The organism is Mycobacterium sp. 2-64, assembly GCF_035918375.1.
Classification (GTDB): domain Bacteria; phylum Actinomycetota; class Actinomycetes; order Mycobacteriales; family Mycobacteriaceae; genus Mycobacterium; species Mycobacterium intracellulare.
On record NZ_CP142361.1, the window covers coordinates 3,696,282 to 3,712,852 of the forward strand.

A 16,571-nucleotide genomic window follows, 5' to 3' on the forward strand; every position below is an offset into this window, starting at 1 on the left:
GTGGGGGACCCTTCGGATCGGGCTCATGTGTAGAAGGGCCCCGGCTTGCCCGATTCCTCGAGATGCCCATACGGGTCGTATACCTTGACATTCGGATACGGGTTCTGCTCATATGCGGGTGCGGACAGCCCCGCGACCCGTAGCCCGGACAACACCGCCAGCGGTACCCCGAACGATACGAGGCCCGCCGAAGCCGAAACGAGGAGCTGGCGCGTCAGCGTGACCTGTTTGCGGCCCGACCGCGCCGGAAGCCGGCGGGCGATCCGGTTGATCAGCACCAGCTCGCCCCCTTGGTCGCGGACACACATGACGGCAACCATCGCGAAGATGAACGAGTCGTACACCGCCATGATGAGCGGGAAATGGATGTGGCCGATCCGCAGCGTCGGGCCCACCGCCTCGGAGTAGTAGAAGATACCGAACCTCAACCAGCTGAACTGGACGAACCCGTTGAGCGGTATGGCGATCACGAACGCACCGAAGAAAACCGCGGCAAGCCGATGGCGCGCAAGCCAACTGGTTCTCCGGACCATAGGATCCAAGAAGCGGTCGTGCAGTTGCAGGATTCCCAGCCCATTGAGTAGGTAATAGGCCGCGTAACCCCCCAGGAATGACAACGCGGGCTCCAGGTTGGGCGAGATGTTCATATACGGCCATGACCGCGGGAAGTGCAGCATGCGCGGGTCGAACATCGCGAACGTCGCCCAGTTAGCCAACGGATCCAGTGCGCCGGTGATCAGGCCTGCGAACGCGATTACCACCGCCCAATGCAGCCTGCGCTGTCGCACCGAGAGCCACACCAACGATCCGATCAGGCCGAGCGCCATCGGAATGGAACTGAAGGCGACTACCAGCGGCCAGTTATCGAACCCGAGGAAGGGCGGATATGGCACGGGGCCCGGGGTGGGATTGGTGGTGCGGGGATCCCCGTGAGTGCCCGTTTGAACGGTCGCGACGGTCAATACCGCGAAGGCCAGGTAAGCGACGGTGAAAAGCCCCCACCCGGCCCTGGTCAGCAGCGTTGACGCGCTGGCATCAACCGGTTCGACGGAGCCCGTAGCAGTGTTGGAGTCAACGGTATTCGCCACGTCATGACCTCGCAGGGAGGGAGGCCTTGAGGATGACTTCGATGATGGTGCCCTTGCCCGAGCGGTAGTCGTCGCAACTGGTGAGATCGCGCGCGACGCCCTCGGATCGGCTCAGCGCACAGAATCCATACTTCTCGTGGTGGTAGAGGGGCAGGGCATCACGCATGCGCTGCCACACCGGATACGGGGCGTCGTCGATCTCGAAGTCGGACGGGTGGAAGTACGGCTGGCCGCCCACGGTTTGCGTCACGCGGTCGTCCTTCCTTACCCGCCGAGCAGGTCGTCTCGTCGAGAGTATTCGCTATCGCAAATCGCAAACAAGCCTTCCGCCCAGTTTGGTCAGACTTTGCCCGTGACCTCCGCGGGTTTGCCGGCGGTTTCTTTTGCTGACGGACACGCGTCCCGTTCGTCGCACCGCACATGTCAGCGCCGATCGACGAAAGGCAGCACAGCTGCCCCGGAACCGGCCGTTTTGCCCGAGTCGAGCGCGGCCGATCCGGCCCGCCTGAGAATAATGATTCTCATATGCGAGAATCAAGGTAGTGTCGGCGCAGCCGTCAATCATGAAAACATCCAAAGGAAGCAGGCAATGAGCGACCGGCACTCCAGCATCGCGGGGACGCGGATGTTGATCATCGGGGCATCGTCCGGCATCGGGCAGGCGTTGGCCCTTGCCGCCCACTCCAGGGGTGCTGCGGTGGCCCTCGCCGCTCGGCGGGTAGACCGCCTTTCGGAACTAGCTGATCGGCTCGGTGGAACGGCCCACGAACTCGACGTGTCCGATCCGCGCGCCATCGAATCCGTCATCAGCGCCGTTGCCGCCAACTTCGGGAAGCTCGACGCAGTGGTTTTCACCAGTGCAGTGGTGCCGTTCGCGCTGATCGAAGAGACCGATGTGGAGACCTGGCTGCACGCGTACGCCGTCAACGCCGTAGGGGCCTCCCACGTACTGCGGACGGCCCTCCCCCACTTGACCGACAGCGCGACGGTCGTCATCGCGTCGAGCCACGATGTAGGCCGCCCCCGCGCGGGTGTGGCCGCGTATCACGCGAGCAAGGCCGCGCTCGACGAGATCTTGCGCTCCTGGCGGGCCGAACATCCCGAGATCGCCGTGATCCGGGTCAGCGTCGGCCCCACTTGTGACACCGAGATCCTGCGCGGAGCCGACCGGGACCTGCTGGCCGATCTATACCGCGCCTGGGCGCACGGGGGTCAGATCCCGGACGAGATGTCTACGGTGGAGGACGTGGCCAACGCAATGCTTTCCCTGATCGCGATGTCGCGCGCCAACCCGACAGTGGTCAGCGAGATCGTTCACCTGGCGCCCCGAATCATCAAGGGCCAGTAGCCCTTCACAGCACCTCAGAGGACGGCTCAATGGACCTGGGTTTCGCCGGCGCCACCGCGGTTGTCACCGGAGGCAGCAAGGGAATGGGGCTGGCGATCGCCGAGGGGCTCGGCGCCGAGGGCGCTTCCGTGGCGATCATGGCGCGCGGCCAGGCCGCCTTGGACTCGGCTGCGAGGCAAATCCGCAGTGCGGGAGCTCCCGAAGTGCTGACGATCAGCGTCGACATGTCCGACACCGAATCCATCGCATCGGCGTTCGCGTCCGTTGGTCATGCCTGGGACAGCCTGAACGTCCTGGTGCACACCGTCGGACCGAACGCCGGCGCATTCGAGGATCTCGATGACGACGACTGGCACGCCGCGTTCGAACTGGGAACGCTCTCCGCTGTGCGCTCGGTGCGGGCCGCACTGCCGATGTTGCGAGCCGCCGAGTGGGCCCGCATCGTCACCCTCTCGGCGCACTCGATCCAGCGCCAGAGCCCGCGCCTGGTGGCTTACACGGCCACCAAATCAGCCCTGTCCAGTTTCACCAAGAACCTGTCTAAAAGCCTTGGCGCCGAGGGTATCCTGGTCAACTGCGTCTGTCCCGGAACCATTGTGACTGCTAGTTTCACCGAGACGCTGAGGGAAGTGCTTGCCGCAGGGGGGCTGGACTCATCGGATCCCAAGCATGTGATGACATGGGTCGAGCGGACGTACGGCCATCCCTGCGACGTCGGTCGTGCCGGTTTGCCCGAAGAGGTCGCATCCGTCACCGCCTATCTGGCGTCACGACGAAACGGCTACGTGACGGGGGCCACCGTCAACGTCGACGGCGGGTCCGACTTCATCTGATCCGTGGTCAGCCGAGTCCGCGCGCCAGCGCGAACACGGCGGTGGCCGCGTCGAGAAGTTCCGGTGTCAGCATGTCTCCGGCGTACTCGACCCAGCACCAGCTTCGCGCCGGCCGCGCACCCGACGAGATTGCGGTCACGGAACCGAAGACGTGCAGCGGGCTACCGCTGGATTCGAAGGTGAAGGTGTAAGAATCGGCGCCGATGGTCGCCTCGAGCGCGGACATCCTTCCGGCCTGGTTGAAAGTCGGCTTCGCAACGATATCCGTATGCACCGTGGTGACACCGTCTTTCAGCTGATAGCCCGGCCCGAAAGCCACGCCGTCGCGCCCCTGCCAGAAGCTGCCGCCGCCCAACTGCCCATCGTCGAACTCATGCAGCCAAGACACCCACATGCCTTGCAGGTGACGGGCGATCGGGAGTTCGGTGTACACCTTTTTCGGCGGACCGTACGCGAAGTCCTGGTGTGCGTAGCCGGACACCTCGACACCGTCGACCCTGCCGGTGGCGTACATCAGCTCATGGCGGTAATAGACATCGTCGTCGATGCCGTCCTGGGCGGGCACGTGGGTGAGGACGATGTCGCTAACCGTCCGACCGTGGATCTCCCATCGATTGCTGGCGTCATACCAGTGAAACTCGTTGGCGTCGCGTTCGATTCGCCCGCTCGGATACGATAGCCGCACCGCCTTACCATCGTCGACGTACTGCAGCGGCTCGAACCAGTCGAGCGTCGAGTACTCCGGATAGAGGTGGGGCGCCTCGGCGCCAAGGTCTTTCGGAAGCGAGCGAAAGCCGCACACCGGAGACACGACGTGGGTCATTCCGGTGAGGAAGTCGTCGCATCCCCGCACCCCCCAGTAGTTCTGACCGGATGCGTCGGCGACGACTGCGCCGAGCCAGATTCCCGACAGTCCCATGCCGGGACTCGGGACCCATTCGCGCCGATAATGGGCCAGGGACGGTGCCTCGCGAAGGACCTGGAAATCAATCGATTTGAGCACTCAACTCTCCTCGCATAGTTGTAGGTGTGGGCGCCTACGTCGCGGGCACGACGCCGCGCTCAGTCCAGTGCGCGACGAACGGGGTGATCGTCGACAAGTCGTAGAGCCCCGGCTCAGCCGCGATCACGGCGGGGATGGCGTTGATGGCGTGCATGGCGGTGGCCAGACAGCCCTGCTCGGCATGATCCTCCCCGTGGGAGCCGATCACGAGTTGAAAAGTCATGTTGGGCTTGCCCTCGAAGGTCACCGCATAACCGATCTCCGTCGGCCAGTCGGGGGCCAGGTCGTCGGCCATCCTGGTGAGGTGTTCGACGGCGAGGGTGGTCTCGCCGCAGTCGACCACCACTCCGAAGCGCATGGCGCCCACGGTTCCTGCCGGAATCTCCCCGGCGGCCACCGTCAGCGCCCTCGGCGTCGTCACGACCTCGCGGAACCCCTCGACGGACCGGATATGGAGTCCGAGCGCCTGCGCAAGGACCGTCGCGCTGCCGATCCATGCGCTCGCGGCATAGTCGGTGTTGGTCAGCAACGGGGCGGGATCATCCGGCGCATGACCGAAGCCCATCGCATTGAAGATCAGGTCGTGGCTGGCATAGGTCGAGTAGTTCAGCACCTCCCGCACACTGATCCGGTTGGTGCGCTCGGTCAGCCGGGACAGGATCGGCGCGAGCGACTCACCGACGAAGCCCGGATACAGGCCTAGCCCCAGAAACGACGAACCGCCGGTGCGGCAAGCTTTTTCGATGGCGTCGGCCAGCGATTCGTGCAGTGAGCGGGGATGAACAAACCGACTGCCGGTGGCTACGACATTTTTGCCCGACGCCAAGAGATCACAGACATCGGCGAAGCAGCCCGGCGTGTCGGTCTCGACTTTTCCCATGTAGAGCACCACGTCGGCATCGGTTCCGATGATGGTGTCGCGATCGGCGGTCGTCAACACTCCCGCTTCGGGGACCCCGCACAGCGCGCCCGCGTCGACCCCGGCTTTGCCCGCGTCGTAGACCCGCACGCCGACCAGTTCCAGGTCCGGCCGGCTCAAGACGTGACGCAAGGACATCGTTCCGGTCACCCCGGTGGCCCACTGGATCACGCGAGTCATGTCAGGCGGCTTCCTCTAGTCCCATACCACGTCGAGGCGCGACGGTGATCGAAACATGGTGCCGGTCACGTAGGGCGGCGGGGCGTCGGGGTCCAGCCGCAGCCCCGGGAGTTCGTCGAGCAAGGCGTCGAAGATCTTGGTGCTCTCCAACCGCGCCAGGTGCATTCCCAGGCACACGTGCGCGCCATGACCGAACCCGATGTGCGGCTTGCGCTCCCGGAAAATGTCGAAGGACTCGGCGTCCTCCCATCGCGTCTCGTCATGGTTGGCACTGCCGAGGTTGACCATCATCGTCGAACCCTTCGGGATATGGAGCCCGAAAAAGTCGATGTCGGCAGTGACCTCTCGGATGAAGTTGAGCAGCGGCGTCTCCCACCGGATGCCCTCCTCGATCGCCTGCGGCAACAGGCTGCGATCGGCGCGCAGCGCATCGAGCTGGTCGGTGTGGGTCAACAGACCCAGCGCGAGGCTGGCCGTCGAGCGCGACGTGGTCTCTGCTCCCGCGGGCAAGAGATTGCGCATGAATCCGTAGATTTGTTCATCGGACATTTTGACGCCGTCGATCTCGGCCCGAGACAGGATGGTCACCATGTCGTCCTTCGGCGACTTGCGCCGGTCGGCGAGGACTCCGACGAAATACTCCTTCATCTGAGCCGAGGCCTTCATCGCCGTTTCCATGTCGGCACGAAAGCCCAGCAGGTCGATGGCCAGCCGGTGAAACTCGCCGACATCGGATTCGGGCAAGCCGAGCAGGGCGGCGATGATCCGGACCGGGATCGGCATGAACACCGCATTGACCACGTCGGCGCGCTTGTTGTCGCGGAACTTCGCGATCGTGCGGTCCACTAGGGGCCCAACGAGTTCGGTGTCCCAGCGTTTCATCGAGGACCTGGCGAACGCGAATTCGTGCAATCTGCGATACGTCGCGTGTTCGGGTTCCTGCATTTCCAGGATCGTCGGGCCTTGCAGCGGTCGCACCATGTCCTCGTAGATCCGGGTGCTGAACGTGATGTTGTCGGTGAAGACGGCCTTGACCGCGTCGAACGAGTACGCCGTGAATGTCTTCGTGCCGTCCGGTCCGTCCTCGGGGACGCCCATCTCCGGCCAGCCGGGGTGAACGGCCGCCTTCCGCCGCAACTCGCGCAGCAGCGGGTAGGGGGTCGCGGCGCCGTCGGCGCCCATTCCGGCGTTGAACTTCTCCTGCGCATCACGGATGCGCTGCTCGATGTCGCCAGCAACCGCAGGCTCCGTCACGTGCCCACCTCCCGTACGACCGTTCAACCTACACCTTGTCGGTTGCAAACCTACATCATGTAGGTTGAACCAACCAGAACTCGGGGAAGTCCGAAAGAGCAACCTGGAGCGTTCGATTGGTTATTCGAGTCGTGCAATGGGCGACCGGCGCCGTCGGCCGGGCCGCACTGCAGGAGCTTATTGAAAACCCGCGTTATCAGTTAGTGGGCGTGCTCGTGTACGACCCGGCGAAGGCCGGCCTCGACGCGGGTGTGCTCTGCGGGCGGCCACCGACGACGGGTGTGATCGCCACGACGGACAAGGACGAGATCATCGCCCTGGGCGCCGATGTCGTCGTGCACGCGGCCAGCAAGGCCCACGCCGTCGAGACGAACGCTGCGGACATCTGCCGCCTGCTCGCGGCGGGTAGCACCGTCATCACCACCACGTCGTACAACCACCTACCCACCTACGGCGAAGAGACCGAGGCAATGTTCGCCAGGGCGTGCCGAGCGGGCGGGTCACGCTTTCACGCGGCGGGTGAGAACCCCGGTTTCATGTTCGAGCGGCTCGTCGCGACGGTGACGGGGCTGAGTAAGTCCATCGACCGCATCGACCTCTACGAGGCCACCGACGTCTCCGCCGTGGACAGTCGGCCGATGCTCGTCGATCTGATGGGCATGGGCAGACCGCCGGAAGACGTCAGCATTGACTCCCCGATCATCAAGAAGCTCGACATGGCCTACCGCCAGGCCCTCAATGCGACGGCCGACGTCCTCGGGATCACCCTGTCCCACATCGACGTGGCGGTCGACGCCACCACACTGCCCCACGACATCGACGTCCTGGCCGGCACGATCGAGGCGGGAACGGTTGTCGGGCAGCGATTCTCGTGGGTCGGCCACTGGTCGGGACGCCCGTTGCTGGCCATTCACGAGGAGTGGGTGCTCACCCGCGACCTTCCACAATGGGGCATGGCTCCATTGGCGCCCGGCGAAAAGGCGCCGCTGATCCGCGCGGTCATCAAAGGTGAGCCCAGCTTTGAACTCCAGCTCGACGTGGCATTCGACGGCGCGCCATCGACGGGCCAGCACGCCATGCCAGGTCACCTGATGATCGCGATGAGCGCGGTTCGCGCCATACCGTACGTGCTGGCCCGGCCACCCGGTGTCGTGACAGCACCGGTGTTCGGCGCGATCCAACTAGCCTGAGGCACCACCGACCGCGCGGGCGATGTGGTCGCTGGGCGCCGCATGGAAAACGTGCGCGCTGCCGTCGGGCAAAACCCTTCGGGCCACGAGATAATCGGAACCCATCCACCCCTGTCGGATGAACCGGCCGAATCGCAGGAACGTTCCCGGCGCGCCGCTGGCCGACGGGACGAGCTTCACCTGCTCCATCCCGTTCTTCACACCCTCCCCGGTCAACGGCCGTGCCGCGGCGAGACCACGCACGATCACGGTGGCCGCGTCGTGCGACAGGCCCGGCATCGAGTGTCCGGGCCGGCGACCGTATCGCGCCTCGAAGCGGTCGAGGAAGGCCTGTCCGACCGTGTTGCGCTCGTCGTAGCTGTCCAGGCCGATCCATCCGGATAGGTGCCGCCTCCACTCCGCGCTGATGTGTGCCATTTCGAACGCCGTCGTCGTGTATCGCGGCGGATCCCAGCCCGCGGCGCGCAGCGCATCCGTGAAGCCCCACAGCCCGTGCCCGAACCCGACGTGCACCAGCGCGTCGGGTTCCGCCGCACGCAACGCAGTGACCGTCTCGGACTTGTCGGCTTCGACCTGGGGAATCGCCACGGTCGCAACGACCTTCAAACCCGCGGCGTCGTAGGCTCTCTCGGCGAAGGCGAGGTACTCCTTACCGATGAGCGATGCCTCGTAGGCAATGGCGATGCGCGATCGACCGTCGCCGATCATCACCGCGGCCAGCATCACCGGCTCCTCGGGCATCGAGCCGTTGTTCAGTGCGAAGCACCAGTCGCCGAGCGCTCCCTCCGATCCCGACAGAGTGACGATCGGAACCCGCGCGGTGGCCTCGACGTGGGAACGCAGCGGCACCACGTTATCCGACACCCACGGCCCGAAGATCGCCAGGCAACCCTCCGCGACGAGCTCGTCGAAGGCCCGCTCGACCACTTGGTAGGTCCCGTTGGGCAGGCCCACCACATTGCGGGTGACGAGTTCGATCGGCCGGTCGATCAGTCCCGAGGAAAGGGCTTCATCCATCACCAGCCGCAGCGCGGCGACGCTGTCGTTGTCGGTGTCGCCGGACGTCGGATAGTCGTTGAGCAAGCCGACTTTCAGGGGAGCGACCGAACCGTATGCGCGAACCTCGTCTGCCATAGCGGCAACATACAGTATGGAGGTTGAGGCCCACCGCGCCACCGCAAACTCGCACCCGCCGAAAATGGTGGTTTACGAAAAGTGCAAAGCGAACTTTCGGCATGTTAGTTTTTCCGAGCGGGGGATCACATCCGGAGGAGACGGAATGACGCTCACATCGACGCAGGAGTCCCACGCGCCGTCAATCCAGAAGAAGTACCGCGTGATCCAGTGGGGCATGGGTAATGTCGGCACGATCGCACTGCGCCACTTCGCACACAACCCTCTCTACGAAGTGGTCGGAGTGCTTTGTAATCGCCCGGAGAAGGTCGGTAGGGACGCCGGTGAACTCGTCGGGGTAGGACCGATCGGGGTACACGCAACCACCGATAAGGCCACCTTGGAGACACTCGACGCCGATTGCGTGTTCTACGCGCCGCTCTGGTCGGACGTCGACGAGATCTGCCGACTGCTCCGCGGAGGAAAGAGCGTCGTTGCCTCGGGTGGTGCGTGGTGGCATCGGACCGAAACCAACACCGCGGACATCGACAAGATCGAAGCGGCGTGCCAAGAAGGCGGTACTTCGTTCCACGGAGGTGGCATCCACCCCGGCTACGCCGCGGACCTTCTCGTTCTGACGCTAGCCCGGATCGTCGGCAAGACCGACCACATCCACATCTACGAGGCGGTGAACTTCAATAAGGACACCCTGAAGTACTTGGACGAGATGGGGTTCGGAAAAACCCCGGTCGAATTTGCGAAGGGAAATCTCTTCCAAGACGCGTGGTCGTTGTTCGCACAGTCGCTGACGATGGTTGTCGAAGGGCTGGGTAAAACCGTGGAGAAGTTCACGACAGACGTGCAGCTCGGCACGGCCACCCGCGATATCCCGTACGAGGGATCCCCGGACATGGACATGCCCGGCCTCAAAGGTGTGATCAAGACGGGCACCGTCGCGTCCCAGCATCATCTCTGGACGGCGTGGGTGGACGGCAGGCCATTCATCACGCTGCACGAGCTCTACTCGTTTGTTGAACACGACGCCATCGAGCCGAAACCTGATTGGGAGCCCTACTACCACTACCGCGTGGTGATTGACGGCGACCCGGGAACCGAGCTGATCCTGCGGGGCAGCGAAGATGCACGAGACCACGCGAAGCCCGGCTATATCGGCTACGCCTGGACCGCGATGGAACCAGTGAACGCCATCCCCGCCATCTGTGATGGCCCGCCGGGTTTCAAGTCCCACGCCGACCTTGGGCTCATGACTGTTCGCGGGATCGTGCGCTGATAACACCTGGGCACGCCCCTCAACATGCAGACTGAATGTTGCTACGATCATCGGCATGGCGCAGCGCGGTGGTGCGGACGATGATCGGCGTGCCCGTGGCGAGCAGACTCGCCGCGACCTGATCGAGGCGGGCCGGGAACTGTTCGTGGAGCACGGATTCTTCAACACGAGCATCGGTGACCTCGTGGCGAAGTCGGGCGTCGGCACGCGCGGTGCCTTCTACCACCACTTCAAGGACAAGGCCGAGCTGTTTCGGGCCGTGTTCGAAGACGTTGAGAACGACCTTACGCTGCGGTCCATCGCCACTCCCCCGCCCGGCACGGACCCGTGGGAACGGCTCACGAGCGGTCTGCACGGATTTCTCGAAGCCGCAACGGAGCCCGCCGTGCAGAGGGTGATACTCGTCGACGGTCCGGTGGTGCTGGGCTGGCAGACCCTGCGCGAAATCCAGGAGGGCAACAGCATCGCCCTCATCAACGAGTTGGTCCGCGAGGCGATCGCAGAGGGCATCATCGACGACCAGCCCGTCGGGGAGCTGACGCACATGCTCGTCGCGGCGCTCGAGGAGGCTTCACGTCTGGTCGCGCATGCCGCAAATCCCGCCAGGGCACGCCGCCGAGCCGCCAAGGTCCTCGACCGGCTGTTGCTCTCGTTCGCCGTAGCGCCCCGAAAAATATTGCGGCGGTAGCGTTTCTGGATTTGCTCATGGTCAAAGGCTACCGTTCTGAAAATGTACATTTCCGTAATTGAATATAGTTCCTCTACAACCTGATAGTCTCGCTCTCAACCTCTGCACAAGGAGTCCCATGCAGCCCGAAGAGATGATCCTGGTGAGCGTCGACGACCATCTGGTGGAACCACCGAACCTGTTCGAGGGCAGGGTTGTGAACACGTACGCCGACGAGACGCCCCGGGTGATCCGGCAGTCCGACGGCTCGGAGGTCTGGACGTTCAACGGCGCGATCATCCCCAACATCGGCCTCAACGCCGTGGCGGGCCGCCCGCGCGAGGAGTACGGCATCGAACCCACTGCCTTCGACGAGATGCGCCCGGGGTGCTACGACATCCACGAGCGAATCAAGGACATGGACGCGGGCGGTGTGCTCGCGTCCATGTGCTTCCCGTCCTTTCCCGGCTTCGCGGGCCGGCTGTTCGCCACCCACCCCGATAAGGACCTCGCGCTCGCCGTCACCCAGGCGTACAACGATTGGCACATCGACGAGTGGTGTGGGTCGTATCCCGGACGCTTCCTGCCCATGGGATTACCCGTACTTTGGGATCCGGAGTTGTGCGCCAAGGAGATCCGTCGCAATGCCGAGAAGGGTTGTCACTCAGTGACCTTCACCGAGAACCCCGCCACCCTCGGCTTCCCGAGCTTCCACGACGACTATTGGGATCCGATGTGGCGGGCGCTGTCGGACACCAACACGGTGCTCTCGGTCCACCTGGGCTCGTCGGGCAAGATCACGATGACCGCCGACAACGCGCCCATCGACGTGATGATCACGCTGCAGCCGATGAATGTCTGCTCGGCGGCCGCAGACCTGTTGTGGTCGCGAGTCATCAAGCAATTCCCCGACGTACGGTTCGCGCTCTCGGAGGGCGGCACCGGGTGGATCCCGTATTTCGTCGACCGCCTCGACCGCACGTACGAAATGCATCACCTGTGGACGGGCCAGGACTTCGGCGACAGACTGCCCAGTGAGGTCTTCCGGGAGCGCTTCCTGACCTGCTTCATCGCCGATCCGATCGGGGTCAAGCTGCGCCACGACGTCGGCATCGACAACATCGCCTGGGAGTGCGACTACCCGCATTCCGACTCGTCGTGGCCCGCGGCGGCCGAGGAACTCGCCCTCGTCATGGCTGGGCTGCCCGACGACGAGATCAACAAGATCACCTACGAGAATGCGTGTCGGTGGTATTCGTTCGACCCGTTCGAACACCGCACCCGAGAGCAGTGCACGGTGGGCGCCCTGCGTGCCGGTGCCGGTGACCACGACGTCGAGATCCGCAGCTTCGACCACGGTCGGTTCGAACGCACCGTGGGCTCGACCCTCGGCTCCGTGAGTGCCAAGCTCGATGTCTGACAACGGAAATCAACCGATGCGGGTCGCCGTCGTCGGCGCCTCCGCGGGCCTCGGCCGATGCATCGGCACCGGGCTCGCCCAACGCGGTGCGCACGTCGCGCTACTGGCGCGTCGATACGACCGGCTGGTCGAGGCCGCCAAGGATGCCGGCAACGGCGCGGTCGCCATCGCGTGCGACGTCACCGTCACCGACAGCTGCAAAAAGGCGATCTCCGAGGTTGTCGGCGCGCTCGGCGGTCTTGACGCCTTGGTGTACACGACCGGCATGGGTGTGTTGGCTCCACTGCGCGAGGTGACCGCGGAACAATGGGCACAGTTGTTCGCGACCAATGTCACCGGCGCCGCGCTCGTCACCGCGGCCGCCGCCCCGCATTTGGCGGCGACGGCCGGCTCTGCCGTATACCTGTCCTCACTGAGTGCGTCCTACACGACGCCGTGGCCGCTGCTCGGGGCCTACTCGGTTACCAAGAGCGCCTTAGACAAGCTCGTTGAGGCCTGGCGTATCGAACATCCGGAGATCGGCTTCACCCGTCTCGCCGTGGGCGACAGCCTCGGCGGCGCCGGCGACGCGCAGACCGAGTTCAACAAAAGCTGGGACCCCGACGCTCTGGAAGCGGCCATCAGGTACTGGATGGAGAACAAGTACATGGTGGGGGGCCTCGTTGACGCGGAACACCTGACCGAGGTCGTCCATTCCGTGATCCACTGCGGCAACAGCAGTTTCATCCCTTACCTGACACTGGCCCCGCGCGCCTCCGACGCGGTGAAGGAACTCCGCCAATGGTGAAACCCCTAACGAAAGAGACGCAATGAAGTCCAAAGCAGCGGTGTTGCGCGGTGTCGGTGTGGATTGGGAAGTCACCGAAGTGGAGCTCGATCCGCCGCACGCGGGCGAAGTGCTGGTCAAGATGGCCTATGCGGGCATCTGTCACTCCGACGAACACTTCTATACCGGCGACAGTGTGCCGACAGCGGAGATGGAAGAGATGATGCGGGCGTCTGGCCTTCCGGTGCCCGAATGGTTCCCCATGCTCGGAGGACACGAGGGCTCCGGTGTGGTCGAAGCGGTCGGGCCCGGGGTGACATCACTGAAGCCCGGTGACCATGTGGCCATTTCGTTTCTGCCCGCCTGCGGCAATTGCCGATGGTGCGCCAGTGGCTACACCTACCTGTGCGACGTGGGCGCCGACATCTACAGCAAGGCGATGACCACCGACGGCACCCGCCGTCGCCACCTCGGCGGCGAAGACCTCATGGCGATGATGCAGGTCGGCACCTTCTCCGAATACGTGGTGGCCTCCGAGCGCTCGCTCGTCAAAGTCCACGACTGGATCCCCCTAGAGGCCGCCTCGCTGGTGTCCTGCGGGGTGACAACAGGATTCGGGTCGGGATCGGTCGCGGCGGGTACCCAAGCCGGCGATACCGTCGTCGTGGTCGGTGTCGGCGGAATCGGCATGAACGCCGTGCAGGGCGCGAAAGTCGCCGGCGCCAAGCACATCGTCGCCGTGGACCCCAACGAGTTCAAACGCGAGATCGCGCCGACGTTCGGGGCCACCCACGCCGCTGCCGACATCGGTGCCGCGCTGGAACTGGTCAAGGAGATCACCTGGGGGGTGATGGCCGACCGGGTCGTTCTCACGCCCGGGGTCGTTCCGGCGGACATGATAATGACGGCGATGATGTTGTTGCGCAAGGGCGGAACCTGCGTGCTGACCGGGATGCCGAAGATCACCGACCTGATGGTGCCGATCGTCCTCACTGACATGGTCAGTTCGTGCAAGACGTTCAAGGGGGTGCTCTACGGCGAGATGAACCCCCGCGAGGCCATGCCGAAACTATTGGCGATGTATGAGGCGGGGCTGATCAAGCTCGATGAGCTGGTCACGCAGAAGTACAAGCTCGATGACATCAACGAGGCCATGAAAGACCTGCGCGCGGGCAAGAACATCCGGGGCGTCATCGCCTTCGAATAGCGTCGCGACGTCACGTCGCGCGGTGCAACAGCATGACGCCGGATGGAACTCCCCCACCGGTACTGACGACGGCGGTGCGTGCGTCTTTGACTTGGCGGTTACCGGCCTGGTGGCGCAATTGCAGCACCGCTTCGTAGAGGAAGCCGAATCCGTGCAGGCGTCCCTCGGACAGCTGGCCGCCGTGCGTGTTCAGTGGAAGCTCGCCGTCCAGCGCAATGCGCCGGCCGCCATCCAGCCATCCCTGGGCCTCGCCGAAGCCGCAGAAACCCAAGGCCTCGAGCCACGACACGCAGTTGAACGTAAAGCCGTCGTACAGCAGGGCAAGGTCGACGTCCTCGGGCCGCAGATCAGTTCTGCTCCACAAATGCGCGGCCTGGCCGATGACCTGGGGCTCGTGAGTGAGCGTCCCCTGATCCCACGAGATACGTTCGGCCACTTGCGTTCCGACGGCCTCACAGCGTATGGCCGGTCGCGGCAGATCACCGCCGATCGACGCGTTGGAGACCACGACCGCGATCGAACCGTCGCAGGGAACGTCGCAGTCGTAGAGGCCGAACGGTGACGTGATGGGCCGCGCGGCGAGGTAGTCGTCCATGGTCATCGGTTCGCGGTAGATGGCCGACGGGTTGAGCGCGGCATTGCGCCGCGCGTTCACGGCGATCATGCCGAAGAGTTCCCGATTCGCACCGTATCGATGCAGATACTGGTTGGCATTCACACCGATCCAATTGGCCGCCGAGGCGGCGCCAAACGGCAACGACCATTGCTGGGGCCCCGATACCCGTCCGCCGCCCCCGTGTAGTCGAAGCGCGGCATACGTCGATTCCCACACCGTCCGAAAGCACAGGACGTGTCGGCAAAGGCCCGCGGCCACCGCCATCATCGCGGCTATGATCGCGCCACCCTGGCCGGGTAGATCCATGCCGCCGTTGATCCACGTGGGATGTATGCGCAAAGCCTCCTCGACGGCAGCGATGCCGCCTTCGCTCATACCCATGCCCACGGGTCCCGGGTACGTCGAAAGACCGTCAATATCAGACAGTTCCAAACCGGCATCGGCAACCGCGGCAAGACATGCGTCCATCGTGAGCGACAACGGATCGACCATCAGCCGGCGGCCGGTGGCTGACCGGCCGATGCCCGATATCACGGATCGATGCTCAAACCGCTCCGTCGTTACCGGCTGACGCGGAACGGGAGAAGCGGGCGGCCCCAGCAGGTCCCGCTCATCGGTGCCACCCGTGGGTTCGAACAGCGGGATCCAGACGTCGTCAATGTTGTCGAATCGCACGGAGACGCGCTGGCCGACGTGCACCTCCTCGGGTGAGCAGCCGACGATGTTGGTCGTCAGGCGCACCTCGGCGCACTCGTCGAGTGCGACCACCGCGATGACGTAGGGCGGCTCGAATCCGGGAAGCCATGGGTGCGCGTTGACGGTATAGCCCACCACCGTCGCACGACCGGAAACCACGGCGGGTTCAGCCGATGTCGCCCGGCATGATGGACAGATCGGCACCGGAGGGTGCACGTACGTATCGCACTCGCTGCAGTGCTGGATGCGTAGATGGCCATCCTTGCCGGACGTCCAGAACCATTGATTCCACGGTGTGAGCTGCGGCAGCGGTCTCATGCCTTGCCCCCGGGCGCACGCCGGTCGCGAAGGCCGTCAGCTTCCGTGAGTTGCCGCCGCGCTATGGGAGGCATCCGCGCCGGGTAGCTGCGAATATATTCATTCTCATAATTGCAATTGCCCATTGTCGCCAATAGTCTCACATCGGTCGGCCCAGCTACCGGCCGGCTGGCCGATGCGCATCAGTTCGAGGTTGTCGTCGTCCATGGTCAACGAATGATCAGCGACGACCGGCTCGAGCATCGGCCGGTTGCAGTGGGTATTGGTCGGGCTTAGTCGTGGCCTTGACCTGAACGTGGTGGACCGCAACATCATTCAATTCGATCGCGAAATCGACGATGTCGTCGTTCGCGTCATCGGTATCTTTGAGCATCGGTTCCACGACCAGACCCGCGCACGGAATCAACTCGGGGTGTTCGCGCAGGTGTCGCAGAAAATACTCGAGCGTCGCCAGGTACTGATATTTGAGGCCGTAAGCCGCAGCAGAACCTCCGCCCCAGTAGTCATGAGCTGACTTGTCTTACGGCCAGACGACGATCCACGGGTTCAGCCGTCTCACTCAAATGTCCAATTGGACATCAAGTGGACATTTCATTTGAGAATTGGAAACGGGATTTGAGAACCTACAGCTTTCGTAGGCGACCGGCTCGACACCCCACCGC

Annotated in this window: 17 protein-coding genes; 9 read left to right on the top strand and 8 right to left on the bottom strand. The window is 64.1% G+C overall.

Features of this window, described 5'->3' with window-relative positions; all coding sequences use genetic code 11:
- Positions 1-23: 23 nt before the first annotated feature.
- Both QGN31_RS17265 and QGN31_RS17270 read right to left on the bottom strand, forming a co-directional pair.
- Positions 24-1,088: a spirocyclase AveC family protein gene (locus tag QGN31_RS17265; protein ID WP_014384315.1), complete on the bottom strand. Its 1,065-nt coding sequence runs from the start codon at positions 1,086-1,088 to the stop codon at positions 24-26.
- Between the two features lies 1 nt (position 1,089).
- Positions 1,090-1,338 carry a hypothetical protein gene (locus QGN31_RS17270; protein WP_009976100.1) on the bottom strand — a complete coding sequence of 83 codons (249 nt, stop codon included), beginning with the start codon at positions 1,336-1,338 and terminating at the stop codon, positions 1,090-1,092.
- A 339-nt stretch (positions 1,339-1,677) separates the two neighbouring features.
- Here QGN31_RS17270 and QGN31_RS17275 point away from each other — a divergent pair, with 339 nt between their 5' ends.
- Together QGN31_RS17275 and QGN31_RS17280 are read left to right on the top strand one after the other, a co-directional pair.
- Positions 1,678-2,436, top strand: a complete 759-nt coding sequence (locus tag QGN31_RS17275; protein ID WP_009976099.1) for an SDR family oxidoreductase — start codon at positions 1,678-1,680, stop codon at positions 2,434-2,436.
- A 29-nt stretch (positions 2,437-2,465) separates the two neighbouring features.
- Positions 2,466-3,269 (top strand): SDR family NAD(P)-dependent oxidoreductase, encoded by an 804-nt coding sequence (locus QGN31_RS17280; protein ID WP_009976097.1) that lies wholly within the window; start codon positions 2,466-2,468, stop codon positions 3,267-3,269.
- Between the two features lie 7 nt (positions 3,270-3,276).
- Here the strand turns inward: QGN31_RS17280 and QGN31_RS17285 are convergent, their stop codons facing one another.
- Genes QGN31_RS17285 through QGN31_RS17295 form a run of 3 tightly spaced genes read right to left on the bottom strand, consistent with a single transcriptional unit; the run spans position 3,277 to position 6,625 of the window.
- On the bottom strand, positions 3,277-4,272 hold the full coding sequence (locus tag QGN31_RS17285; RefSeq protein WP_014941634.1) for a hypothetical protein: 996 nt from the start codon (positions 4,270-4,272) through the stop codon (positions 3,277-3,279).
- 34 nt (positions 4,273-4,306) lie between these two features.
- The gene (locus QGN31_RS17290) at positions 4,307-5,371 is read right to left on the bottom strand and encodes an NAD(P)H-dependent amine dehydrogenase family protein (RefSeq protein ID WP_031351582.1); all 1,065 of its coding nucleotides are present in this window, start codon (positions 5,369-5,371) and stop codon (positions 4,307-4,309) included.
- A gap of 15 nt (positions 5,372-5,386) precedes the next feature.
- Positions 5,387-6,625, bottom strand: a complete 1,239-nt coding sequence (locus QGN31_RS17295; RefSeq protein WP_009976092.1) for a cytochrome P450 — start codon at positions 6,623-6,625, stop codon at positions 5,387-5,389.
- Positions 6,626-6,756: 131 nt separating this feature from the next.
- Here QGN31_RS17295 and QGN31_RS17300 point away from each other — a divergent pair, with 131 nt between their 5' ends.
- Positions 6,757-7,815 (top strand): NAD(P)H-dependent amine dehydrogenase family protein, encoded by a 1,059-nt coding sequence (locus QGN31_RS17300; protein ID WP_014379726.1) that lies wholly within the window; start codon positions 6,757-6,759, stop codon positions 7,813-7,815.
- On the opposite strand, the gene QGN31_RS17305 is transcribed toward QGN31_RS17300, so the two are convergent.
- Positions 7,807-8,949 carry an ABC transporter substrate-binding protein gene (locus QGN31_RS17305; RefSeq protein ID WP_009976088.1) on the bottom strand — a complete coding sequence of 381 codons (1,143 nt, stop codon included), beginning with the start codon at positions 8,947-8,949 and terminating at the stop codon, positions 7,807-7,809. The two genes, QGN31_RS17300 and QGN31_RS17305, sit on opposite strands and share 9 nt — an antisense overlap.
- Positions 8,950-9,094: 145 nt before the next feature.
- Here QGN31_RS17305 and QGN31_RS17310 point away from each other — a divergent pair, with 145 nt between their 5' ends.
- The 5 genes from QGN31_RS17310 (at position 9,095) to QGN31_RS17330 (ending at position 14,279) form a co-directional block, all read left to right on the top strand.
- Complete coding sequence (locus QGN31_RS17310; protein ID WP_009976085.1) at positions 9,095-10,219, top strand: NAD(P)H-dependent amine dehydrogenase family protein; 1,125 nt, start codon at positions 9,095-9,097, stop codon at positions 10,217-10,219.
- Between the two features lie 55 nt (positions 10,220-10,274).
- Positions 10,275-10,907: a TetR/AcrR family transcriptional regulator gene (locus QGN31_RS17315; protein ID WP_009976084.1), complete on the top strand. Its 633-nt coding sequence runs from the start codon at positions 10,275-10,277 to the stop codon at positions 10,905-10,907.
- 118 nt (positions 10,908-11,025) lie between these two features.
- Positions 11,026-12,306 (top strand): amidohydrolase family protein, encoded by a 1,281-nt coding sequence (locus QGN31_RS17320; RefSeq protein ID WP_009976083.1) that lies wholly within the window; start codon positions 11,026-11,028, stop codon positions 12,304-12,306.
- A 16-nt stretch (positions 12,307-12,322) separates the two neighbouring features.
- Complete coding sequence (locus QGN31_RS17325) at positions 12,323-13,093, top strand: SDR family oxidoreductase (protein WP_009956543.1); 771 nt, start codon at positions 12,323-12,325, stop codon at positions 13,091-13,093.
- A gap of 22 nt (positions 13,094-13,115) precedes the next feature.
- Positions 13,116-14,279 (top strand): NDMA-dependent alcohol dehydrogenase, encoded by a 1,164-nt coding sequence (locus QGN31_RS17330; protein ID WP_009976079.1) that lies wholly within the window; start codon positions 13,116-13,118, stop codon positions 14,277-14,279.
- A gap of 10 nt (positions 14,280-14,289) precedes the next feature.
- Here QGN31_RS17330 and QGN31_RS17335 read toward each other — a convergent pair whose 3' ends face one another.
- Together QGN31_RS17335 and QGN31_RS17340 are read right to left on the bottom strand one after the other, a co-directional pair.
- Positions 14,290-15,909, bottom strand: coding sequence for a thiolase C-terminal domain-containing protein (locus QGN31_RS17335; protein ID WP_014941633.1), 1,620 nt, complete (start codon positions 15,907-15,909; stop codon positions 14,290-14,292).
- Between the two features lie 105 nt (positions 15,910-16,014).
- Positions 16,015-16,152 (bottom strand): hypothetical protein, encoded by a 138-nt coding sequence (locus QGN31_RS17340; protein WP_014941632.1) that lies wholly within the window; start codon positions 16,150-16,152, stop codon positions 16,015-16,017.
- 7 nt (positions 16,153-16,159) lie between these two features.
- On the opposite strand from QGN31_RS17340, the gene QGN31_RS17345 reads away from it, so the two are divergent.
- Complete coding sequence (locus tag QGN31_RS17345; protein ID WP_009976076.1) at positions 16,160-16,423, top strand: hypothetical protein; 264 nt, start codon at positions 16,160-16,162, stop codon at positions 16,421-16,423.
- Positions 16,424-16,571: the final 148 nt, after the last annotated feature.